The sequence below is a fragment of the Curtobacterium sp. 22159 genome, from assembly GCF_052045775.1.
Lineage (GTDB): Bacteria > Actinomycetota > Actinomycetes > Actinomycetales > Microbacteriaceae > Curtobacterium.
Window position 1 is genome coordinate 95,035 of sequence record NZ_JBQEPN010000008.1, and the last position, 20,268, is coordinate 115,302.

Genomic DNA, 20,268 nt, shown 5'->3' on the forward strand with positions numbered 1-20,268 from the left:
TGCTCCTGGGTCGGTGTGGAGGGTGGGACGGGTCAGCGGAAACGGGACAGGAAGTCGCGCGTGCGCGGGTGTTGCGGGTCGTCGATGAGCTGCGCGGGCGGCCCCTGTTCGACGACGCGGCCGTGGTCGAGGAAGACGACGTGGTCGGCGACCTCGCGGGCGAACGCGACCTCGTGCGTCACGATCACGAGCGTCGTGCCGGACGCCGCGAGGTCCGCGATGACGCGGAGCACCTCGCCGACGAGTTCCGGGTCGAGCGCCGAGGTCGGCTCGTCGAGCAGGACCACGGACGGTTCGAGCGCCAGCGCCCGGGCGATCGCCACGCGCTGCTGCTGGCCGCCGGACAACTGCCGGGGCCGACTGTCCCCGCGGTCCCCGAGGCCGACGCGCTCGAGGAGTGTCTGCGCGCGTGCCTTCGCCGCGGACGCGGGCACACCGGCGGCGATGGGGCCCTCCGCGACGTTCTCCAGCGCGGTGAGGTGCGGGAAGAGGTTGAAGTGCTGGAACACGAAGCCGATGCGCGACCGCTGCCGCAGGATGTGCCGTTCGGGCAACTCCTTGTAGCGGGGGACACCGTCACGCCCGGTGCGGACCCGGACGCCGATGGTCTCGCCGCCCACGGTCACGACGCCGCGGTCGAGGGGCTCGAGGTGGTTGATCGCCCGGAGGAGCGTCGACTTGCCCGAGCCCGACGGACCGAGGACGACGGTCACGCTCCCGGAGGGCAGCTCGAGGTCCACGCCGTCGATCACCACGTTCTCGCCGAACGCCTTGACGGCACCGTGGATGCCGATCGCGGCGGTCACCGGTCCGCCTCGCCGTCGTTCGTGGTCGGGGCGGTGGCGGTGACCACACGTGTCGCGGCGCCGACGTCGGGACGGCGGCCCGTGCCTCCCGGTCGACGGAAGGCGCCCCGCACCCGCTGGAAGGGCGTCGGCGGCAACGCGCGGACGGAGCCTCGGGCGGTCCATCGCTCCACGTAGTACTGCACGACCGACACGGCACTGGTGAGCACGAGGTACCAGATCGTCGCGACCACGAGCAGGGGGATGACGTCGGTCGGGTAGGTGCTCGAGAGGTTCTGCACGACCCCGAACAGGTCCAGCAACGACACGTAGAACAGCAGCGACGACGCCTTGAGGAGCCCGACGATCTGGTTCACGAACGCGGGCACGATCGACCGGAGCGCCTGCGGCAGGATCACCCGCACGAACTGTCGACGGCGGGGGAGCCCGAGCGCCTGGGCCGCCTCGTGCTGCCCGTGGTCGACGGCGAGGACACCCGCGCGGACGATCTCCGAGGCGTACGCGATCTCGCTGAGGCTCAGGCCGATGACACCGATGGCCAGGTCACCGAGCACGTCGGCGGTGGGCACCTCGAGCTGCGGCCCGAACGGGATCCCGATGCCGATCGTCGGGTACAGCGAGCCGAGGTTGTAGAGGAAGACCAGCACGAGGATGAGCGGCACCGAGCGGAAGAGCCAGACGTACCCCCACGCCAGACCGGACAGCACCGGGTTGCGGGAGAGCCGGGCGATCGCCACGACGATGCCGCCGGCGAAGCTGATGACGGCGCTCGACGCGGTCGCGACGAGCGTCAGCTGCAGGCCGGTGAGCACGGCCGGGCTGAACAGCCACTTCCCGACGGCAGGCCAGCCCCACTGCTCGTTCGTGAAGAGGGTCTGGACGAAGTCCAGGAGCACCACGAGGACGACCGCGGCCGCGACCCACCGGAGCGGGTGGCGCAGCGGCACGACGGGACGGTCGAGCGCCGCGCGACCGGCCTCGTCGATGGTCGCGGCGGACGGACGGGAGGCGCGGTGCGCGTCCGGCACAGCGGTCACGCTCGGGCGGTCGGTCGCCCGCTGCAGTGCATCGGTGGTCTGGGTCATGCCGCGACGGTAGGAGGTCCGGGCGGGGCGGACAACGGTGCGTGCAACAGATCGGCACGGGACGGAACACCGCGTCATCGACCGCTCGCGCATGACGTTCCGTGACGCGCCGGCGTCGCTATGGTGGCGGCATGACCGCGCACCGTGTGACCGTCCCGGAACCGCCCGCCGACGGCAGCAAGCCCACGGGTCCGGCGTCGTACTTCCCGAGCATCGAGCGGAGGTACGGTCGCCCGGTGCAGGAGTGGCTCGACCTCGTCGTCGAACAGCTGGACGACCACCGGCACATGGAGGTCGTGACGTGGCTCAAGACCGAGCACGGGTTCGGCCACGGGCACGCGAACGCCCTCGTGGGGTACGTGCGGCGAGCGCTCGACGCCTGACCGTCCGATGCGACTCGTGGTTGACGAGGTTGTCGCACATGCGGCAGGATGGGTTGACACGGTTGACAGGAGACGGATCATGGCGACGGCCGCACGAGCACACACCGAGCACGGGGGAGCAAACGACCGAGCCGGCCTCGGCCGGTCCGGGGAAGCGCTCCTCGACGCCCTCCGTCGGCGCCTCCTGAGCGGACGGGCCGACGGTGCGCTCGGCGACGGCGCCGACGTCGAGCTGCTCGCGGACCGGATGGTGGCAGCGCTCCCCGCCGTCAAGCACGAGGCCGACGCCCTGATCGGCCCGTTCTACGACACGCCCACGCTCGCCGCCTGGCGTGGGGTCACCCGGCAGGCGCTCAGCAAGGCGACCGCCAAGCGTGACCTCATCGGCCTGAAGATCGGCGACGGCAGTCTCGTCTACCCGTCCTTCCAGTTCGGTGCCTCCGGAGCGCCGCTGCCGAACCTGCGGCAGGTGCTCGCGCTCATCGACCCGGACCGCATCGACCCGTGGGGCAGCGCGCTGTGGCTCAACACCGTCGCGGACGAGTTCGGTGGCACGACCGCCGCGCAGGCGCTCCGTGACGGCCGGGTCGAGCAGGTGCTCGCGGCGGCTCGTCGTGCGGCACACGCGTGGGCGGCGGACGCGTGACGCCGAGCCGGAACGAGGTCGCGCAGCGCCCACCGCGCCCCGACCTCGACCTCGACGACTTCCCGGTCGAGGAATCCCGCGGCACCACGTTCTACCGGGCGAAGCGGCACGACCGTGGCGCGTGGTGGTTCGCCAGCACCGAGCCCGACGCGGACGGGGTGGACGGAGGCAGGTTCGACCTCGCCCTCCCGCGCGGCACCTGCTACTGGGCCGACGCGGTCGAGGTCGCCGTGCGGGAACGCCTGGCGCACCACGTCCTCGGCACGAACACGGTGTTCGCCTCGCGTGCTCGCGAGATGGTGGTCGTGGCGGCCCGGGCCTCGCGGGGACGACGGTTCGCCGACGTCACCCATCCCGCGGCCGTCCGGTTCGGCGTCGGTGCCGAGCTGCAGACCATGACGGACTACCGCGTCCCGCAGGCCTGGGCGCGGGCGTTCGACGACGCCGGGTTCGCCGGGGTGCGGTACAGCACCCGGTTCACCAGCGCCTCGGCGGCGAACGCGTGGGCGGTGTTCGGTGCAGCTGGCGTCCCGAAACGGCCTCGGCCCGAACGCGTGCACCGTGACGGGGTGACCGCGTGCCGCGAGTCCGGCATCCGCGTGATCGACGACGGGTCCGACGCCGGGCCGGAGCGCTTCACGTTCACCACGCCGCCCGCGGACTGACCGTCGGCGGCGGGGTGTCGGTGGTCGTGTCTAGCGTGCCGGTGTGGCCGAACCCGTCGACGCGTGGTGGCGCCGCCGACAGTGGTCGCGCGGTGCGGCGGTCCCGTACGCCGTGGGGGAGTTCCGTGCAGCATGGGCGTCGTACCCGGTGCTCGTCCGGCAGTACCACCCGGAGTGGAACCACGGCGTCGTCCTGACCCAGATCCCGCCGGCGGCCGAGGTGCTGCTGACCTGGGAGTGCGACGTCGGGCACGTCTTCGTGGCCACGCCCGCGGAACAGCGGTCCCGGCCGGGGCGCGAACGCCGTCGGTCGGTCTGGTGTCCGGAGTGCGCCGTGCAGGCGCAGCCGCAGCGGTGGCCCGTGCTGCCCGCGGACTGGCCCGACGGCATCGCCGTGCCGCAGCGCGTGGTCCGTGCCACGGGGCGGCAGACGCTGCCCGCGGCACCGGCGCGGGGCGTCCCGGCCGGGGCGATGACGTCCGCGCGCGCTCGGCGCCGTCCCGACCCCGCCGCGCCCCGTGCGCCGCGGACGACCGTGCCCCGGACGATCTGTGCGAAGACCCCGCGGCTGCCCTCGGGTGAGTCGTTCACGAGCGTGTGTGCGCCGGCGACGGCCTCGGCGGTCGAGGCCGAGCTGCGGGCGGCGTTGGCGGAGCGGTTCGCGTTCACCTACGACCACTCCGCCATCCGTCTCGACCGGCCGTTCTTCGACCACGTCGAGGTCTGGCCGGACATCGTCCTCCCCGAGCTCCGCGTCGCGATCGAGTACGACTCCACCGGCCGTCACGGTCTCGAGCACGTCGGTCCCCGACAGGAGACCGACCGGCGGAAGGACCGTGCCGTGCGGGGCGTCGGGTGGGAGGTCGTGCGCATCCGGACGGGTCGGCTGCCGGCGCTCGGACCCCACGACCTCGAGGTGTCGGGCATCTCCGGCCGTACCGTCACCCGCCTCGTCGACACGCTGCGCGAGATCCGCGGCCCCCTGTTCGTCGACGCCTACGCCCGCTGACCCCCCGGTGCGTGCGCTGGGTGGGGCTCAGGTGCGGAGTGCCAGCGCCTCGCTTGTCCACCGGGCATGCAGCTCCCACGGGTCCGACACGCCCGCCGTGACCACCCGGACGTGGTCGAGCAGCTCCGGCGTGACCCGGAACCACTCGGTACCGGGGTACCGCGTCGCCGCGAACCGCTCGTGCCGTCGTCGCTCGAGCGTCCGGTCGCCGCGCTCGAAGCCGAGGAGGTCCTGGTGGGGGATCGCCGCCAACCGCTGCCGCGGGTTCGTGGTCGTCCCGATCTTGATCCGGTCGCCGAAGTCGTCCCGCATCCGCAGGTAGTACACGACGTCCACCCGCGGGGGAGCGAGCTCACCGTCGGGGACGTCGCCGTACCGCCACTCGCACGTCGAGCAGACCGCGGCGGTCGGGTAGCGGACCCCGACGCGGGACCCGCACACCGGGCACGGTCCGGGGAGCACGTCCTCGACGCCGGCGTGCTCGGCCGCGGCGTCGGTGACGAGGGCGACGTGGGTCCCGCACAGCGGCACGGCGGGGCCGTCGGTGGCGGGCACCGCTCCGGCGCAGCCGGGGACGCAGCACGAGGTGACCATGTCGGCACGGTAGCCGGACCCACCGACGCCACCCGCGCCTCCCGGGCGCCCCGTCAATCGGTGAAGATGACGCCGATCGGCTCGCGCTTCTCCTCCTGGAACCGGTCCTCGGCGCGGCCGAGGGCCCAGTAGGCGGACAGCGACATCTCCGCCTTCTCGAGCCCCCAGTCGTCCTGCAGCAGCCGTCGGATCGCCTTCATCGCGGTCCGCTCGCCGTGTGCGAAGACCTGGACGGGCCGGGAGGCACGTTCCAGCGACCGGGCCGCCTCCAGCAGGAGCGTGCCCGGCTCGGCGCCGGTGGCGTCGCGGTGCAGCCACCGGAGGGTGACGCCGGCGGGGTGGCGGACCGGCTGCTCGTCGGCGGGCCCGCCGACCTCGACCAGCGCGATCCCCGTCGCGGTGTCCGCCATCGCCTCCAGCGCGGAGGAGACGGCCGGGAGCGCACTGTCGTCGGCCAGGAGCACGTGGGTGACCTCGGGGTCGGGAGACGGGGTGTACCCGCCGCCGGGACCGGAGAGCGCGAGGAGGTCGCCGGGCTGCGCGGAAGCGGCCCAGGGACCGGCGAGCCCGTCGTCGCCGTGCACCACGAAGTCGATCGCGATGGTCTTCGCGTCGTGGTCGACCGACCGCACCGTGTAGGTCCGGCGCGCGGGGCGGTCCTCCTTCGGGAGCGTGTCCCGGAGCGCGTCGAGGTCGTACGGAGGCGTCAGACCGAGCGACGGCTTCGCGAGCAGGAGCTTCACGTAGTGGTCGGTCGCGGCGAGCCGTTCCGGATCCGCCCCCTCCACGAACGCGCCGAAGGCGGGGCCGCCGAGGTGCACGCGGACCATGTGCGGCGTGAGGCGCTCCGTCCGCGAGACGACGAAGACGTGCTGGGGGCGTGTGGGTTTCGAGCTCATCGGGTGCGAGCTTCCTCTCGGTTCCTCGGCACGGGCTGCTTGACGTGCACCGAGCTAAGGCTAGCCTTACCTCATGACCGCGACCGTCATCCCGTTCTCGGAGCTGCTCCGGCAGCGGACCCGCCGCTCCCGGGGTCCTGCGTCGGACGGGTTCATGCGCGACCTCCTGGACGGCGGGTGCGACGTCGCGGACTACGCGGCGTTGCTCGGCCAGTACGCGTTCGTCTACGACGCCCTCGAACGCGCGGCCGAACGGATGGCGGCCCACCCCGTCGCGGCGCCCTTCGTGACGTCGCAGTTGACGCGGATGCCGGCGATCCGGGCCGACCTCGAGTACCTCGTCGGTCCCGACTGGTCGGAGCTCGTGTGCCCGCTGCCCGCGACGACGAGGTACGTGCGGCGACTCAACGAGGTCGCTGCGGGGTGGCCGGGCGGCTTCGTCGCGCACCACTACACGCGGTACCTCGGCGACCTGTCCGGCGGTCAGATGATCGGGCGGGTGCTCGCGGACCGGTTCGGGTTCGGGACGAACGGGGTCCTCTTCTGGATCTTCGACCAGGTCGCCGACCCGAGCGCCTTCTCGGAGACCTACCGGGCGCAGCTGGACCAGGCACCGTGGTCGGCAGCCGATCGTGAACGCGTCATCGCGGAGGTCGAACTCGCGCACGCCCTCGACCGCGGACTGCTCGCGGAGCTCGACGCAGGGCGGCACGGGCTGGCGCCCGCCTCGACGGCGTGACCGCACTGTCGGAAACGCCCGCACGCCGCGCAGCGGTCCGTCCGGACGGTTGTCGTCACCCGCGTCCGCGTGCCGATACCCTGCTGGGGGCCGGGACGAGACTCCCGGCGGACCCGGAAAGGACCACATGACGGCGATCGACGGCCAGACGCGCCACGGGCGCGCCAGGGACGACGTCAGCGGCGCGGTCGACAGCGACCTGCGCTCGGACGTGCGGTACCTCGGCAGCCTGCTCGGACGGGTGCTGCGCGAGACCGGTGGCGAGGACCTGCTGCACGACGTGGAGAGCCTGCGGGCAGCGGTCATCGACGCGTACGAGGGCGGGGACGCCGAGGGCGCGGCACGTGCCGAGGCCATCGTCGCGGCGATGTCGGCCGAGCGCGCCGAAGCCGTCGCGCAGGCGTTCACGACGTACTTCCACCTCACGAACCTGGCGGAGGAGCACCACCGCGTCCGCGTGCTCCGGCACCGCGGCGACGACGGGGGTCTGGCGGGGGACTCGTTCCCGGCGACGTACGCCTCGCTCGTCGAGCAGGTCGGCGAGGACGCCGCTGCCGAGCGGCTGCGGGACCTCCGCTTCCACCCCGTGCTGACCGCGCACCCGACCGAGGCGCGTCGCCGTGCGGTGACGACCGCGGTCCGGCGCATCACCGACCTCATCGACGAGCGCGACCGCACCCAGAACGCGACCGCTCGCGCCGAGAACGAACGCCGTCTGCTCGAGGAGATCACGACGCTCCTGCGCACGTCGCCGCTCCGGACGACCCGGCCGACCCCGCTCGACGAGGTCCGCACGGCGATGAGCGTGTTCGACCAGACCCTCTTCGAGATCGTCCCGCAGGTGTACCGCCTGCTCGACGACCGGCTGCTCGGTGACGACGCCGGTCGTGCCCCGGTGACCGCGCCGGCCTTCGTCCGGTTCGGCACGTGGATCGGCGGCGACCGGGACGGCAACCCGCACGTGACCGCCGAGGTCACCCGTCAGGCGGCGGAGATCGCCGCCGAGCACATCCTGCTCGGCCTCGCCCGCGCCGCGACCCGCATCGGCAGCACGCTGACCCTCGACGCCAGCGAGACCCCCGCGGACGCCGGACTGACGGCGCTCGTCGCCGCGCAGGAGTCCCTCGACGCCGGCATCGCCGAACGCATCGGGGTCCGCGCGCCCAACGAGACGCACCGTCGAGCGCTGCTGTTCGTCGCCGCGCGGATCGACGCGACGCGCGAGGGTGGTTCGGCGCTGGCCTACCCGGGGCCGGACGCCCTCCTGGCGGACCTCCGCACCATCCAGGCCTCGCTCGTCGCGGCCGGTGCGACACGTCCGGCGAACGGTGAGCTGCAGAACCTCATCTGGCAGGTCGAGACCTTCGGCTTCCACCTCGCCGAGCTCGAGGTCCGGCAGCACTCGCAGGTGCACCGGAACGCCCTCGCGGAGATCCGGGCCGGCGGCGAGCTCAGCGCGATGACCGAAGAGGTCCTCGCGGTGTTCCGCACGATCGCCTCGCTGCAGGCGCGCTACGCGGTGCGCTCGGCGAGTCGGTACATCGTGTCGTTCACCCAGTCGGCCGCCGACCTCGCGAACGTGCACGAACTCGCCGTCGCGGCCACCGGGTCGCCCGAGGCCGCACCCGTGCTCGACGTCATCCCGCTGTTCGAGACCTTCGCGGACCTGCACGCCAGCGTCGACATCCTCGACGAGGCCGTCCGCACGGAGCCGTTCCAGCGTCGCCTGGCCGCGACCGGCCGCCGGCTCGAGGTCATGCTCGGGTACTCGGACTCGTCGAAGGACGTCGGCCCGGTGTCGGCGAACCTCGCGCTGTACGACGCCCAGGCGCGGATCGCCGACTGGGCACGGGAGCACGACGTCGAGCTGACGCTGTTCCACGGCCGCGGCGGTTCGCTCGGCCGCGGCGGGGGACCGGCGAACGAGGCCGTCCTCGCCCAGCCGCCGGGGTCCATCGACGGGCGGCTCAAGCTCACGGAGCAGGGCGAGGTCATCTTCGCCCAGTACGGCGACAAGGAGATCGCCGCCCGGCACCTCGAGCAGATGGCCTCCGCCACGCTGTTCGCCTCGTCGCCGTCGAACGAGGAGCGCACGGCCGTCGCCGCGACGCGCTTCGCGGATCTCGCCCAGCAGCTCGACGACGTGTCCCGGCAGGCCTTCTACGACCTCGTGAAGGCCGACGGGTTCGCGCCCTGGTTCGCGCGAGTGACCCCGATGGAGGAGATCGGGCTCCTGCCGCTCGGATCCCGGCCGGCGCGGCGCGGTCTCTCCGTCGAGTCGCTCGAGGACCTCCGCGCCATCCCGTGGGTGTTCTCGTGGACGCAGGCGCGGATCAACCTCGCCGGCTGGTACGGGCTCGGTTCCGCGCTCGAGGCCGTCGGCGACGTCGACCTGCTCCGCGCCGCGAGCGCCGAGTGGCCGCTGTTCGGCGCGATGATCAAGAACGTCGAGATGTCGCTGGCGAAGACCGACGAGCACATCGCTCGCCGGTACCTCGAGCTCGCGGACCGTGACGACCTCGCCGCGAAGGTGCTCGACGAGATGGCCCGCACCCGCGACTGGGTGCTCCGCGTCTCGGGTGGCAGCGACGTGCTCGAGGACCGTCCCGTGCTCGCCCGCGCCGTGCGGCTCCGCAGCCCCTACGTCGACGCCCTCTCGCACCTGCAGCTCCGCGCGCTCCGGTCGATCCGGACCTCCGGCAGCACCGACACCGGCGATGCCGACCACCGGCTGCTGCTCCTCACCGTCAACGGGATCGCCGCCGGTCTGCAGAACACGGGCTGATCCGGCGCGACCGACGCGCGACGGGAGGCGCGGTGCCGGCTGGCGCCGCGCCTCCCGTCACGTCGGGGCCATGTCGGTGTCGCTTGTCGAATCGATTCGGCTGCGCGTAGCGTGGGGCGGGTGACGACGGAGCGCACGCCGACCCCTGCACCGGCGGTGCTGCCGCCGATCCTGCCACTGGCCCTGATCGTCGGCGTCTCGCCGTTCGCAACCGACATGTACATCCCGGCGTTGCCGGCGATCGCCCGCGACCTCGGTGCCACGCCGGGCGCCGTCCAGCTCTCACTGACCGCGTTCCTGGTCGCGTTCGCGGTCGGGCAGCTGCTCGCCGGACCGGTCAGCGACGGGATCGGCCGGCGTCGGCTCATGCTGGTGGGCACCGCGGTGTTCGCGCTCGCGTCGATCGGTTGCGCGCTCGCGCCGGACGTCGTGACGCTCGTCGTGGCGCGGGTGTTCCAGGGGCTCGCCGGGGCGGCCGGGGCGGTCGCCGGCCGGGCCATGGTCTCCGACGTGACACACGGTCCGCGCCTGGCCAAGGTCTTCGGCACACTCGCCGCGATCAACGCGATCGGACCGGTCGTGGCGCCCCTGGCCGGCGGCGCCGTGTTGACGGTCGGCACCTGGCGTCTCATGTTCGTCGTGCTCGCCCTGCTCGGGGCGGCGTTCTCCGTCGCGGTGGCCCTGCGCTTCCGGGAGACCCTGCCGGCGCAGTCCCGGGGCGGGGTCGGTCTCGGCGCCAACTGGCAGCGGATCCGCACGCTCATGGCGCTCCCGCGGTTCCGGGCGTACGTGATGACCGGCGTGCTGTCGACGATCGGGTTCTTCGCCTACATCGCCACGAGCTCGTTCGTGTTCCAGACCGAGTTCGGGTTCTCGGAGGAGCTCTACACGATCGTGTTCGCGACGAACGCATCGATGATGATCGTCACGACCCTGGTGTTCCGGCGCGTCGTCGGGCGGTTCTCGGAGGACGCGCTGCTGACGTTCGGGCTGTCCGTCGGCACGCTCGGCGCCGCCGGGGTCCTCGTCTCGGCGCTCCTGGGCTCCGGTGTCGTCGCGGTCTGGGTCTCGCTCGCCGTCGTCACCTCGGCGTGGGGCTTCGTGCTGCCGGCGGCGATGACACGCACACAGCACGTCGGCGCAGCACACCCCGGCACCGCCGCCGCGCTGCAGGGCGGGTTGACGTTCGGGCTGGGCGGACTGGGCACCCCGCTCGCCGGTGCGCTCGGCGGCACCGCGCTCGCGATGGGCTGCGTGATGGCGCTGCTGATGGCGGCCGCCGTGGTGGTCCAGATCGTCGCGACCCGGCGGTGCCCGACCGCCCGCTGAGGAGGACCCGGTAGGTTGCAGGGTGCACCCCGCAACGACCCTGAGGAGGCACCCACATGGACATCGTCGTACACGAGGCGACCGCGGACGCCGCGGTGCTCGAGTGCACCGGGCGGCTCAACATGGTCTCGGCCCCGACGTTCCGCGAGACCGTCGCGAAGGTCGTCGAGGGCGGCCGGTCCCGCATCGTCGTGGAGCTCTCCGGAGTGGAGTTCATGGACTCCTCCGGCCTCGGTGCCCTCGTCGGGTGCCTGAAGACCGCACGGCAGGCCGGTGGGGACCTCCGGATCGCCGCACCCTCGGACCAGGTCGAGATGGTCCTCAAGCTCTCCAACATGGACAAGATCCTCCGCACGTACCCGAACGGGGACGCTGCGGTCGCTGACTGGGGATGAGCACCGCGATGGGTGGGCACAGCCTCGACCTGTCGTGTCCGCCGGACGACGTCACCGCCGTCCACACGTTCCTCGAGTCGGTGTGGGGCGTCGAGCCCGCGGTGTCGGCGGAGGACCGGATGGCCCTCGAGCTCGCGCTCGTGGAGCTGACCTCGAACGTGATCGAACACGGCGCCGCCGGCGGAGGCGTGTCGTGTTCCCTGCACCTCGACGTCCGACCGGACGCGGTCGAGGCGCACCTGACCGACGACGGCGTGCCCGTCCCGGTCGATCCGTCCGCGGCGACGCTGCCGGATGCCCTGGCGGAGAGCGGACGCGGACTGGCGCTCGTGCAGATGGTCGTCGACGACCTCCGCTACGAGCGCGTGGCGGACCGGAACAACTGGACGGTGCGGCGAGGACGGCACTGAGCAACAGCGAGCTCCGCTCAGTTCATCCGCATTGCGCAGTGACTGAGCCGTTACCCGCAAGGCTCCCTCGGCAGTGCCGTGCATCGTGTGCCGCCGTGTCACGATCCGATCGATGAACGTCGAGCCCGACCCCAGGATGCGCTTCGAGACCTCCGGGGTCGACCTCGACGCGGCGATCCAGATGTACGAGGACGCGTACGACAGCGGTGGGTTCCGGGCGAACCGGACGGAGCGGCCCTTCGGGTACCGGTTCCGGGTCGTCGGCGACGAGACGATGACGTTGCGCTCGACCCGCTTCGACGCCCGCATGGAGGGTGAGATCGAGTCCGACGAGTACGTCGTCATGTGGCTCACCGACGGCGGCGGGACGATCGACCGCGGGCGACAGGAGGTCTCGTTCGCGCCCGGCACGCCGATGCCGTTCCCCACCGGGCGTCCCTTCGCGTTCGAGCTGCACGACGTCCGGCAGAGCCTCGTGCAGTTCGAGCGCGGGTACCTCGAACGCGTCGCGGCCGAGCACCACGGCGTCCAGCCGGCGCAGATCGCGTTCGACCACGCCCAAGCGCCGCGGCGGGACGACCTGCGCGCCTGGAACGCCCAGGTGCAGCGCGCAGCCGACACCGTCCTCGGGAACGCGCCCGTGTCACCGCTCGTGCTCGCCGAGACCGCCCACGAGACCGCCGTCGCACTGCTGGCCACGTTCGCGCACACCGTGCTCGCGCCGGAGGTGGTGCTGCCCCAGGGTGCCACGGGCCGGGTCCGCGCGGCGGTGGAGTACATGCACGCCTTCGCGCACACGCCGATCTCCACGACCGACGTCGCCGAGCACGTCGGACTCAGCGTGCGCGGTCTGCAGCAGGCCTTCCAACGGCAGGTCGGATCGGCGCCGAACACGATGCTGCGCGGCATCCGGCTCGACCGCGTCCGCGACGAACTCCGCAGCTCGGCGCCAGGGGAGGTCACGGTGGCGGCCGTCGCCGTCCGTTGGGGCTTCGCGCACCTCGGGCGCTTCTCCGGCGCGTACGCCACCCGCTTCGGTGAGTACCCGCGGGACACGCTGCACGGCTGACCACCGCGCCGGTACGCTCCGAGGGTGCGCAGACTCCGACCGTGGGTGATCGTCCCCGGCATCTGGAACTCCGGCCCGGACCACTGGCAGTCGCTCTGGGAAGCCGAACGGCGCGCCGCGGCCCCGGGCAGCGTGTCGCGGATCGAGCCGCGTTCGTGGGACCGACCCGATCCGTCGGACTGGGCTGCAGCGATCGGACGAGCCGTGTCGGCGCACGAGGAGCCACCAGTCCTCGTGGCGCACAGCCTCGGCGTGCTCGCGGTCGCGTCCTGGCTGCAGGACCCGCGGAACCCGCCGGTCGCCGGTGCGTTCCTCGTGGCGCCTCCCGATCCCGCCGCGTCGGGGTTCCCCGAGGCCGCGGGCGGGTTCCGGGAGCCGACGGCGGCCGACCAGGCGCAGGCGTCGGCGCGGAGGGTGCCGTCACGACTGATCGTGAGCGACGACGACCCGTACCGCACGGCCGAGCGAGCGATCGGCTTCGCGGTGGCGGTCGGCGCGGAGGTCGTGCGGGTCGGCGCGCTCGGGCACGTCAACGTCGCGAGCGGGATCGGGTCCTGGCCGGCGGGGCGAGCGCTGCTGGAGGAGTTCAGCGGTCGCCTCTGACCGACGGCACGGCCACTCCGACACGCCGTTCACGTTCTCGGCGATATGGCAGGGACTCCGGCGACACACCGCGGATGTCCGCCCAGATGTGCATCGCGATATTTATCCTCCGAACATGGAAACGCAGTCCGGTGCACGCACCCCTCTCGTCGACCCGTTCGGTCGCGAGCTCGAGGAGTGGCTCCGTGACGCTCCGGCGACGCGCGCCCCGTACCTGTCGGACCTCGTGGTCCCACCGGTCACCGGGCCCGTGCAGCGTCCGGACGCAGCGTCGGAGACCACGGTCGAGCCCACCGTCGCCCGCGACCGCCCTTCCGGTGACGCCGACGTCGTGCCGGCCGACGACGCCGCCTTCCGGCGCCCGCGGGACCGTGCCCGGCACGCCGCGGTCTGCGCGCCCTCGTTCCCCGAGCCGCCGGAACGGCTCGCCCTCCGCATCGAAGACCTCGCCGTGGAGGTGTCGGCGTCGAGCGGCCGCACCACCATCGAGCGCATCGTGATCCTCGAGGACGAGGTCCGCCGTCGGGACGAGGACCTCGCGCGCCTCGCCGCCTGGGAGGCCAGCGTCGCGGACAGCCGCGACCCCGAGGTCGAGGCCGCACGGTCGTTCGCACACACGGTCTTCGCGGACCTGCTCGCCGACGCCGCACGGGAAGCGGACCGCCGGGACCGCGCCGCCGCTCGACGCGCAGCCACCGCGCCCGTCGCGATCGTGCGCGACACCGCGGCGACCTCCGCACTGGTCGACGCGTCGGAGGTCGCGGACGCGATCGACGGCCCCGCACCGGTCGTCACCGACCCGACCACCCCCGAGCTGTCCGGACCCGCGCGACCCGCGCTGCGTCTCCCGGTCGTCTCGCCGGTGTCCGCGAACACGCGGCCCACCCCGCTCGTCCAGCCCGCGACCGGGCCGACCGTGATCGACCGCGCCGCCTTCGTCGCAGCGCTCTCGGCGCACGGCGGCACCGCCAGCACCCCGGTGGCGCTGCCCACCGCCGTCGTGCCGGACGCCCCCGCCGTGCCGGACGCTCGCGCGGTGCCCGACGCCCCCGCCTCGAGCACCGGCGCCCCCGCCGGGCGGACCCGCGCCGACGCCGACGAGCACGGTGCGGAGCACGCGGAGTCGAACGGCTGGTGGGCACGGCTCGTCGCGCGCATCATGCGTGCCCTCGGGCGTCGCTGAACCCGAGATCGCCGGTGGTGCGGTCGTCCACAGGCGCCTCGTCGCGCCGGGTGGCTCGGTAGACTGACGGGATGCCGACGCTCCGCGAACTCCAGGCCGTGATCGAAGACCTGTGGCCGGCCGCCGGTGCGGAGTCGTGGGACTCGGTCGGGCTCGTCGCGGGGGATCCCGCACAGCCGGTCGAGCACGTGCACCTCGCAGTCGACGCCGTCCCCGCGACCGCGCGGGAGACCATCGAGCTCGGCGCGGACCTGCTGCTCACCCACCACCCGCTCCTGCTGCGCGGCGTGACGACGATCGCCGAGTCCACGTACAAGGGCAGCGTGCTGGCGACCCTGGTCCGCGGCGGCGCCGGGTTGGTCGCGGCGCACACCAACGCGGACGTCGTGACCACCGGTACCTCCGCCGTCCTCGCCGACCGACTCGGCCTGACGGATCACCGTCCGCTCGACCCCGGCGCCACTCCCACGACCGGCATCGGGCGCGTCGGCGTCCTCCCCGAGCCGACCACGCTCGGCGCGCTCGCGCGGGTCCTGGTCGACCTGCTCCCCGGCACCGCCACGGGCGTCCGCGTCTCGGGTGCGTTCGACCAGCCGATCCGGTCGGTCGCGCTGTGCGCCGGGGCGGGCGACGCCTACCTCCGACACCCCGCGGTGCTGGACGCCGACGTCTACGTCACGAGCGACCTCCGCCACCACCCCGCGTCCGAGTTCCGCGAGCAGGCGCTGCTCGGGGGCGGTCCGGCCCTCATCGACACCTCGCACTGGGCGACCGAGTGGCTCTGGCTCGACGTCGCCGCCGAACAGCTCCGGCAGGCTGCCGGGGTCCGGGTCACCGTGAGCGACCTCCGCACCGACCCGTGGGACTTCGCCGTCCTGCCGGCGGCCGAACCCACCACCCACACTGAAGGAGTCTGACCATGAAGGCAGCACCCGAGGACCAGGTCATCCTCCTCGACGTCCAACGTCTCGACAACGACGTGACCCGCATCGCGCACCGGATCACCGCGCTCCAGAAGGGTGACCGGCTCACCGAGCTGAGCACGACGGCCGCCGGGCTGCGCGCGTCCCTCGCGGCCGCCACCGGTGACGTCGAGGACGCCGAGCGCGAGCTGGCCCGCCTCGAGTCCGACACCGCGACCGCGCAGGCACGTGTCGAGCGGGACACCACGATGCTGCAGAACGTCGCCAGCGCGAAGGACGCCGCGGGGCTGCAGAACGAACTCGAGTCGCTCCAGCGGCGCATCGGCGACCTCGAGACGGCCGAGCTCGAGGTCATGGAGCAGCTCGACGGCTTCCGCGCCCGGGTCGGGGACATCGAAGCGCAGCTCGCCGAGGTCGAAGCCGCACGCGCCGGTCTGGTGGCCGAGCGCGACGCTGAGATCGCCCGGCTCGAGTCCGACCGCGAGTCCGCCGTCCAGAGCCGTGCCGCGGTCGCCGCGAAGGTGCCGGCGGACCTGCTCGCCCTGTACGACCGGCAGCGTGCCCGGTACGGCTTCGGAGCGTCGCTGCTGCAGGGCGGGGTGTCGACGGCTTCCGGCGTGACCCTGACGAACTCCGACCTCCAGGCCATCCGCCAGGCAGCGCCCGACGACGTGGTGCTCTGCCCGGACAGCGACGCGATCCTCGTGCGGACGCCCGAGTCGGGGCTGTAGGCGCGGGACGACCGGCGACCACCCGGCCGACGGGAGGCGCGGTGCCGGCTGGCACCGCGCCTCCCGTCCGTCCGGGCGCGGGTGCGCGTGGTCGTCACGCGCTGAGCGACACCTCACGGGCGCGACTTCGCGTGAAGTGTCGCTCAGCGCGTGAGGTCGCCGCGCGACGGTGCGGCCTCGGCGGCGCCGCGCGGACCGCGCGGCGGTTGGTGCGAATGGGCCGGCCGTACGCCGGGTTCTGTCCCGCCGCTCGCGCGGCGGTGACGGCCATCTCTCTCGGACCGACGTTGCCGTCGGCCTCCAGCGGTCTACCCGAGGACTCAGCGAGCAGCCTCGACGTCCTCTGTCTGACCTTGCTCCGGGCGAGGTTTACCGAGCGGATCCGGTCACCCGGACCCCTGGTGGTCTCTTACACCACCGTTTCACCCTTACCGACGTCGCCGCCGGCGGTCTGCTTTCTGTGGCACTGTCTCGCGGATTGCTCCGGGTGGGTGTTACCCACCGCCCTGCTCTGTGGAGCCCGGACGTTCCTCGGCACTCCCGGGGGAGTGACGCGACCGTCTCACCGACCCATTCGCGGCTCCGAGTCTACCGGCCCCCGCGCGGCGGGAGGTTCTGGTCGCACGACATGCCGTCGGCGACGGAGTCCGGCGGCGAGTCGTGCGACCGGAACGGAACTGAGCGGCAAGTCGTGCGACCGGAACCTTGCCGGCCCGCGCCGCCGCTACTTGCTCCGCGCCGCCAGGGTCGCCGCGCCGATGATGCCGGCGTTGTTCCGCAGGGTCGCCGGGATGATCTCCGCCTGCAGGTCGAGCAGCGGCAGGAACTCCTCGTACTGCTTCGACACCCCGCCGCCGACGACGAAGAGCTCCGGGGAGAGCAGCGCCTCGAGCGTCGAGTAGTACTTCTGCAGACGCTTCGCCCAGTGCTTCCACGAGAGGTCGTCCCGTTCCTTGGCGGCGAACGAGGCCCGGGTCTCCGCGTCGTGCCCGTCGATCTCGATGTGCCCGAGCTCCGAGTTGACGATGAGCACGCCGTCGTTGATGAGCGCTGAGCCGATCCCGGTGCCGAGCGTCGTGACGATGACGAGCCCGTCCTTGCCCTTCGCCGCACCGAACTGCTGCTCGGCGAACCCGGCGGCGTCGGCGTCGTTGACGAAGTGGATGGAGCGGCCGAGCTCCTTCTCGAACAGCGCCTCGGCCTCGAAGCCGATCCACTTCTTCGACACGTTCGCGGCCGACATCGTCTTGCCGTCGCGCACGATCGCCGGGAAGCAGACCCCCACCGGGACGTCGGCCGCGGGAGCGAGCTCGTCCAGGATGGACGCGGCCACGGCGACGATGTCCTGCGGCTTCCCGCCCTCGGGCGTGGCCTTCTTGATCCGGTCCGTGGTGAGTTCGCCGGTGGAGACGTCGACGATCGCGCCCTTGATGCCCGTACCGCCGATGTCGACGCCGACTGCGAGGGTGGTCATGAGTGTGCCTTTCAGGAGACGGTGAGGAGCTCGGCGCCACGCTCGGTGACGACGAGCGTGTGTTCGAACTGCGCGGTCCACGACTTGTCGCGCGTGGAGACGGTCCAGTCGTCGGCCCAGATGTCCGCCTCGATGCCGCCGAGCGTCAGCATCGGCTCGATGGTGAACACCATGCCGGGCTCCATGACGTCGTCGAAGCGCGGCGCGTCGTAGTGCGGGATGATCAGCCCGGAGTGGAACGCCCGTCCGACGCCGTGGCCCGTGTAGTCGCGGACGACGCCGTAGCCGAAGCGCTTCGCGTACGCCTCGATGGCCCGGCCGATGACGTTGACCTGGCGCCCGGGTGCGACGGCCTTGATGCCGCGTCGCAGCGCCTCTTCCGTGCGCGAGACGAGGTCGCGGACCTCCTGCGTGCCCTCGCCGACGATGAACGTGCGGTTCGTGTCGCCGTGCATCCCGTCCTTGTAGGCGGTGATGTCGATGTTGACGAGGTCGCCCTCCTGCAGGACGGTGTCGTCGGGGATGCCGTGGCAGATGACCTCGTTGAGGCTCGAGCAGAGCGACTTCGGGTAGCCGCGGTACCCGAGCGTCGACGGGTAGGCGCCGTGCGAGACGACGAACTCGTGGCCGATGCGGTCGAGCTCGTCGGTGGTCACGCCCGGACGGATCGCGTCGCCCACGGCGTCGATCGCCTCCGAGGCGATGCGGCCCGCGACCCGGATCCGCTCGACCTCCTCCGGCGTGTACGTGTCGCCGAGGCCGTGCTCGTGCGGTTCGGCCTTGCCGACGTACTCCGGCCGCTCGATGTCCTTCGGGACGGCCCGCTGCGGTGAGATGCGGCCGGCGGTCAGGTGTCCGTGTTCGTCCCGGGGCATGCCCACCACTCTAGCCGCGGGCCCCGGGTACGTTGGCCGCATGAGCGACGAACGCATCGAGTCCCAGTGGTGGTTCAACGAGAAGACGCACGCCGTCGAGCAGGGTCCGCAGTCGCCGCAGCGCGACCGCATCGGCCCGTTCGCGACGCGTGAGGAGGCGCAGCACGCGCTCGACCGCATCAAGGCCAACAACGAGCGCTGGGACGACGAGGACCGCTGACGGTCCGATCCGACGGACGGGAGGCGCGGTGCGGGCACGCACCGCGCCTCCCGTCCGTCGCCCGGTCACGTCGCGGACGCGTCCCGCTCGTCGATGCCGGGCACCTCGGGTTCGGTGCGGAACCCGATGATCTTGTGGGTGCCGTCGCAGTAGGGCTTGAGCATCGACTTGCCGCACCGGCAGAGCGCCACCGTGCGTCGGCGCCGGGGGAGCTCCTGGCCGTCCGGGCCGACGATCCGTACGTCGCCCCGGAGCAGGAACGGGCCGTCCGGGTACGCGACGAGCTCGGCCTCGTCGTCGTGGTCCCTCACGCGGCACCCTCGGTGGTCAGTGCGCGGCGGAGCGAGGTGGTGCCCGCCTCCCACGCGGCGAGCACGTGCGCGCCGACCATGCCCTCGACGACCAGGCACGCGGCGGCGCCGAACAGCACGTCGTCGAGCAGCGTCGGGTCCGCCTCGACGAGCCCGCCGGCGAGGTCCCGCCCGGCGATCTGCTCGTGCACGGCGTCTGCTTCGACGTGCTCGTCGAAGTACCACGTGGCGTCCTCGTCGAAGCCGGCGCGCCGGAACCCGTCGCCGTACAGCTTGCTGGGGATCGACGACGTCATCTCGAACGCGGCGAGGTGTCCGACGATCGCCCCGCGCAGTCGGCGGTGGAGGCCGAACAGGCTCATCGTGTTGAGTGCCGCGAGGGTGATCGCGGGCACGAGGTCCACGTAGGCGCCGTACGAGTCGTCGAGTCCCGCCGCACGGAGCGTCCGGGCGAAGATCGCCGAGTGGATCCGCTTCGGGCGTCCGCCGCCGTACTCGTCCGACTGGATCTCGACGAGTGCCGACTTCGCGCGGCCGGACAGGCGGGGGATGGCCCAGCTGTGCGGATCGGCCTCCTTGAGCGTGTAGACGGTCTTCTGCACGAGGAACTCGCGGATCTGTGCCAGGTCGGCCTTCCGGGCGATCCAGCGCGACAGGCTGGGGCCGCTGTCCTCGCCGGTCAGTGCGAAGAGCGCCGCCGACACGGCCTCGGCAGTCGGTTCGGGCCGCTCCGGCACCGGCACGGCCGCGCGGACCGCTGCCTCGTGCGCCCGCTCGAGGACGGCTCGTGCCGCCAGCAGCCCGGCGTCCCACTCGAGGTCGTCGTCGACGTCCGCGATGCCGCCGTAGTGCAGCTCGTAGAGCACGAACAGGGCGAGCTGCACGTCGTCGTCGGTGAGGACGTCCGCGGCCCGGGCGACGGCGTCCTCCGCGATCGACCGCAGTCCGTCGGTGGATGCACCGGCGGTGAGGGCGTCGAGGACGGCGGCGCTCAGCGGCCCGCGGGCCTCCGGCGCCGGCATCGGGGTCTGGGTGAGGACGTCGGCATGGTCGAGGACGGCCATCGGGGGCTCCGTTCGCAGGTTCGTGTCGTGCTCGGTCGACATTGGTCGGGCAACCTGGAGGCGCTCACGG

The 20,268-nt window shown here is 72.8% G+C and carries 23 protein-coding genes and 1 other RNA gene; 15 read left to right on the forward strand and 9 right to left on the reverse strand.

All coding sequences use genetic code 11. The features are described from left to right. Positions 1–32 precede the first annotated feature (32 nt). Together ACTJKO_RS11040 and ACTJKO_RS11045 are read right to left on the reverse strand one after the other, a co-directional pair. Positions 33–806 (reverse strand): amino acid ABC transporter ATP-binding protein, encoded by a 774-nt coding sequence (locus ACTJKO_RS11040; protein WP_440688591.1) that lies wholly within the window; start codon positions 804–806, stop codon positions 33–35. Then, the gene (locus tag ACTJKO_RS11045; protein WP_440688593.1) at positions 803–1,891 is read right to left on the reverse strand and encodes an amino acid ABC transporter permease; all 1,089 of its coding nucleotides are present in this window, start codon (positions 1,889–1,891) and stop codon (positions 803–805) included. Before ACTJKO_RS11045 ends, ACTJKO_RS11040 begins: the two co-directional genes overlap by 4 nt. Before the next feature lie 131 nt (positions 1,892–2,022). On the opposite strand from ACTJKO_RS11045, the gene ACTJKO_RS11050 reads away from it, so the two are divergent. The 4 genes from ACTJKO_RS11050 to ACTJKO_RS11065 all read left to right on the forward strand — a co-directional run bounded on the left by ACTJKO_RS11050 (position 2,023) and on the right by ACTJKO_RS11065 (position 4,594). Next, complete coding sequence (locus ACTJKO_RS11050; RefSeq protein ID WP_440688595.1) at positions 2,023–2,274, forward strand: DUF4287 domain-containing protein; 252 nt, start codon at positions 2,023–2,025, stop codon at positions 2,272–2,274. 79 nt (positions 2,275–2,353) lie between these two features. Continuing rightward, positions 2,354–2,920 carry a hypothetical protein gene (locus tag ACTJKO_RS11055; RefSeq protein ID WP_440688597.1) on the forward strand — a complete coding sequence of 189 codons (567 nt, stop codon included), beginning with the start codon at positions 2,354–2,356 and terminating at the stop codon, positions 2,918–2,920. After that, positions 2,917–3,585: an RES family NAD+ phosphorylase gene (locus tag ACTJKO_RS11060; RefSeq protein WP_440688599.1), complete on the forward strand. Its 669-nt coding sequence runs from the start codon at positions 2,917–2,919 to the stop codon at positions 3,583–3,585. Before ACTJKO_RS11055 ends, ACTJKO_RS11060 begins: the two co-directional genes overlap by 4 nt. A gap of 43 nt (positions 3,586–3,628) precedes the next feature. Then, positions 3,629–4,594: a hypothetical protein gene (locus tag ACTJKO_RS11065; RefSeq protein ID WP_440688601.1), complete on the forward strand. Its 966-nt coding sequence runs from the start codon at positions 3,629–3,631 to the stop codon at positions 4,592–4,594. Between the two features lie 27 nt (positions 4,595–4,621). Here the strand turns inward: ACTJKO_RS11065 and ACTJKO_RS11070 are convergent, their stop codons facing one another. Continuing rightward, positions 4,622–5,188 (reverse strand): GIY-YIG nuclease family protein, encoded by a 567-nt coding sequence (locus ACTJKO_RS11070; RefSeq protein ID WP_440688603.1) that lies wholly within the window; start codon positions 5,186–5,188, stop codon positions 4,622–4,624. A gap of 53 nt (positions 5,189–5,241) precedes the next feature. Further along, a complete protein-coding gene (locus ACTJKO_RS11075) occupies positions 5,242–6,087 on the reverse strand; it encodes a siderophore-interacting protein (protein ID WP_440688605.1) in 846 nt (281 codons plus the stop codon). A gap of 73 nt (positions 6,088–6,160) precedes the next feature. Here ACTJKO_RS11075 and ACTJKO_RS11080 point away from each other — a divergent pair, with 73 nt between their 5' ends. The 10 genes from ACTJKO_RS11080 to ACTJKO_RS11125 all read left to right on the forward strand — a co-directional run bounded on the left by ACTJKO_RS11080 (position 6,161) and on the right by ACTJKO_RS11125 (position 16,254). Further along, positions 6,161–6,826 carry a heme oxygenase (biliverdin-producing) gene (locus ACTJKO_RS11080; protein WP_440688607.1) on the forward strand — a complete coding sequence of 222 codons (666 nt, stop codon included), beginning with the start codon at positions 6,161–6,163 and terminating at the stop codon, positions 6,824–6,826. 127 nt (positions 6,827–6,953) lie between these two features. Next, the gene (locus tag ACTJKO_RS11085) at positions 6,954–9,611 is read left to right on the forward strand and encodes a phosphoenolpyruvate carboxylase (protein WP_440688609.1); all 2,658 of its coding nucleotides are present in this window, start codon (positions 6,954–6,956) and stop codon (positions 9,609–9,611) included. Positions 9,612–9,731: 120 nt separating this feature from the next. Continuing rightward, the gene (locus tag ACTJKO_RS11090; protein ID WP_440688611.1) at positions 9,732–10,940 is read left to right on the forward strand and encodes a multidrug effflux MFS transporter; all 1,209 of its coding nucleotides are present in this window, start codon (positions 9,732–9,734) and stop codon (positions 10,938–10,940) included. Between the two features lie 56 nt (positions 10,941–10,996). Further along, positions 10,997–11,335 (forward strand): STAS domain-containing protein, encoded by a 339-nt coding sequence (locus tag ACTJKO_RS11095; protein WP_440688613.1) that lies wholly within the window; start codon positions 10,997–10,999, stop codon positions 11,333–11,335. After that, positions 11,332–11,745: an ATP-binding protein gene (locus ACTJKO_RS11100; RefSeq protein WP_440688615.1), complete on the forward strand. Its 414-nt coding sequence runs from the start codon at positions 11,332–11,334 to the stop codon at positions 11,743–11,745. Before ACTJKO_RS11095 ends, ACTJKO_RS11100 begins: the two co-directional genes overlap by 4 nt. Before the next feature lie 112 nt (positions 11,746–11,857). Beyond that, entirely contained in the window at positions 11,858–12,814 is a 957-nt protein-coding gene (locus ACTJKO_RS11105) for a helix-turn-helix transcriptional regulator (protein ID WP_440688617.1), read from the forward strand. 24 nt (positions 12,815–12,838) lie between these two features. Next, on the forward strand, positions 12,839–13,417 hold the full coding sequence (locus tag ACTJKO_RS11110; protein WP_440688619.1) for an RBBP9/YdeN family alpha/beta hydrolase: 579 nt from the start codon (positions 12,839–12,841) through the stop codon (positions 13,415–13,417). Between the two features lie 115 nt (positions 13,418–13,532). Beyond that, the gene (locus ACTJKO_RS11115) at positions 13,533–14,600 is read left to right on the forward strand and encodes a hypothetical protein (protein WP_440688621.1); all 1,068 of its coding nucleotides are present in this window, start codon (positions 13,533–13,535) and stop codon (positions 14,598–14,600) included. A 71-nt stretch (positions 14,601–14,671) separates the two neighbouring features. After that, positions 14,672–15,517: a Nif3-like dinuclear metal center hexameric protein gene (locus ACTJKO_RS11120; protein ID WP_440688623.1), complete on the forward strand. Its 846-nt coding sequence runs from the start codon at positions 14,672–14,674 to the stop codon at positions 15,515–15,517. Between the two features lie 2 nt (positions 15,518–15,519). Next, entirely contained in the window at positions 15,520–16,254 is a 735-nt protein-coding gene (locus tag ACTJKO_RS11125) for a zinc ribbon domain-containing protein (RefSeq protein ID WP_440688625.1), read from the forward strand. 212 nt (positions 16,255–16,466) lie between these two features. Here ACTJKO_RS11125 and rnpB read toward each other — a convergent pair. The 3 genes from rnpB to map form a co-directional block, all read right to left on the reverse strand. After that, positions 16,467–16,827: RNase P RNA component class A (gene rnpB / locus ACTJKO_RS11130), an RNA gene on the reverse strand. Positions 16,828–16,978: 151 nt separating this feature from the next. Beyond that, positions 16,979–17,728, reverse strand: coding sequence for a polyphosphate--glucose phosphotransferase (gene ppgK, locus ACTJKO_RS11135; protein ID WP_440688627.1), 750 nt, complete (start codon positions 17,726–17,728; stop codon positions 16,979–16,981). 11 nt (positions 17,729–17,739) lie between these two features. Continuing rightward, positions 17,740–18,603 carry a type I methionyl aminopeptidase gene (map, locus tag ACTJKO_RS11140; protein WP_440688629.1) on the reverse strand — a complete coding sequence of 288 codons (864 nt, stop codon included), beginning with the start codon at positions 18,601–18,603 and terminating at the stop codon, positions 17,740–17,742. 40 nt (positions 18,604–18,643) lie between these two features. Here map and ACTJKO_RS11145 point away from each other — a divergent pair, with 40 nt between their 5' ends. Further along, positions 18,644–18,823 (forward strand): SPOR domain-containing protein, encoded by a 180-nt coding sequence (locus ACTJKO_RS11145; protein ID WP_440688631.1) that lies wholly within the window; start codon positions 18,644–18,646, stop codon positions 18,821–18,823. 65 nt (positions 18,824–18,888) lie between these two features. Here ACTJKO_RS11145 and ACTJKO_RS11150 read toward each other — a convergent pair whose 3' ends face one another. Both ACTJKO_RS11150 and ACTJKO_RS11155 read right to left on the reverse strand, forming a co-directional pair. Next, the gene (locus ACTJKO_RS11150) at positions 18,889–19,134 is read right to left on the reverse strand and encodes a CDGSH iron-sulfur domain-containing protein (protein ID WP_440688633.1); all 246 of its coding nucleotides are present in this window, start codon (positions 19,132–19,134) and stop codon (positions 18,889–18,891) included. Beyond that, complete coding sequence (locus tag ACTJKO_RS11155) at positions 19,131–20,198, reverse strand: iron-containing redox enzyme family protein (protein ID WP_440688635.1); 1,068 nt, start codon at positions 20,196–20,198, stop codon at positions 19,131–19,133. The genes ACTJKO_RS11150 and ACTJKO_RS11155 overlap by 4 nt, the downstream gene beginning before the upstream one ends. Positions 20,199–20,268: the final 70 nt, after the last annotated feature.

Coding starts and splice junctions, on each gene's coding strand:
- ACTJKO_RS11120 (WP_440688623.1), top strand. CDS start 14,672: ATGCCGACGCTCCGCGAACTCCAGGCCGTGATCGAAGACCTGTGGCCG.
- ACTJKO_RS11125 (WP_440688625.1), top strand. CDS start 15,520: ATGAAGGCAGCACCCGAGGACCAGGTCATCCTCCTCGACGTCCAACGT.
- ACTJKO_RS11145 (WP_440688631.1), top strand. CDS start 18,644: ATGAGCGACGAACGCATCGAGTCCCAGTGGTGGTTCAACGAGAAGACG.
- ACTJKO_RS11045 (WP_440688593.1), bottom strand. CDS start 1,891: ATGACCCAGACCACCGATGCACTGCAGCGGGCGACCGACCGCCCGAGC.
- ACTJKO_RS11050 (WP_440688595.1), top strand. CDS start 2,023: ATGACCGCGCACCGTGTGACCGTCCCGGAACCGCCCGCCGACGGCAGC.
- ACTJKO_RS11055 (WP_440688597.1), top strand. CDS start 2,354: ATGGCGACGGCCGCACGAGCACACACCGAGCACGGGGGAGCAAACGAC.
- ppgK (WP_440688627.1), bottom strand. CDS start 17,728: ATGACCACCCTCGCAGTCGGCGTCGACATCGGCGGTACGGGCATCAAG.
- ACTJKO_RS11070 (WP_440688603.1), bottom strand. CDS start 5,188: ATGGTCACCTCGTGCTGCGTCCCCGGCTGCGCCGGAGCGGTGCCCGCC.
- ACTJKO_RS11100 (WP_440688615.1), top strand. CDS start 11,332: ATGAGCACCGCGATGGGTGGGCACAGCCTCGACCTGTCGTGTCCGCCG.
- ACTJKO_RS11085 (WP_440688609.1), top strand. CDS start 6,954: ATGACGGCGATCGACGGCCAGACGCGCCACGGGCGCGCCAGGGACGAC.
- ACTJKO_RS11080 (WP_440688607.1), top strand. CDS start 6,161: ATGACCGCGACCGTCATCCCGTTCTCGGAGCTGCTCCGGCAGCGGACC.
- ACTJKO_RS11115 (WP_440688621.1), top strand. CDS start 13,533: ATGGAAACGCAGTCCGGTGCACGCACCCCTCTCGTCGACCCGTTCGGT.
- ACTJKO_RS11095 (WP_440688613.1), top strand. CDS start 10,997: ATGGACATCGTCGTACACGAGGCGACCGCGGACGCCGCGGTGCTCGAG.
- map (WP_440688629.1), bottom strand. CDS start 18,603: ATGCCCCGGGACGAACACGGACACCTGACCGCCGGCCGCATCTCACCG.
- ACTJKO_RS11155 (WP_440688635.1), bottom strand. CDS start 20,198: ATGGCCGTCCTCGACCATGCCGACGTCCTCACCCAGACCCCGATGCCG.
- ACTJKO_RS11075 (WP_440688605.1), bottom strand. CDS start 6,087: ATGAGCTCGAAACCCACACGCCCCCAGCACGTCTTCGTCGTCTCGCGG.
- ACTJKO_RS11105 (WP_440688617.1), top strand. CDS start 11,858: ATGAACGTCGAGCCCGACCCCAGGATGCGCTTCGAGACCTCCGGGGTC.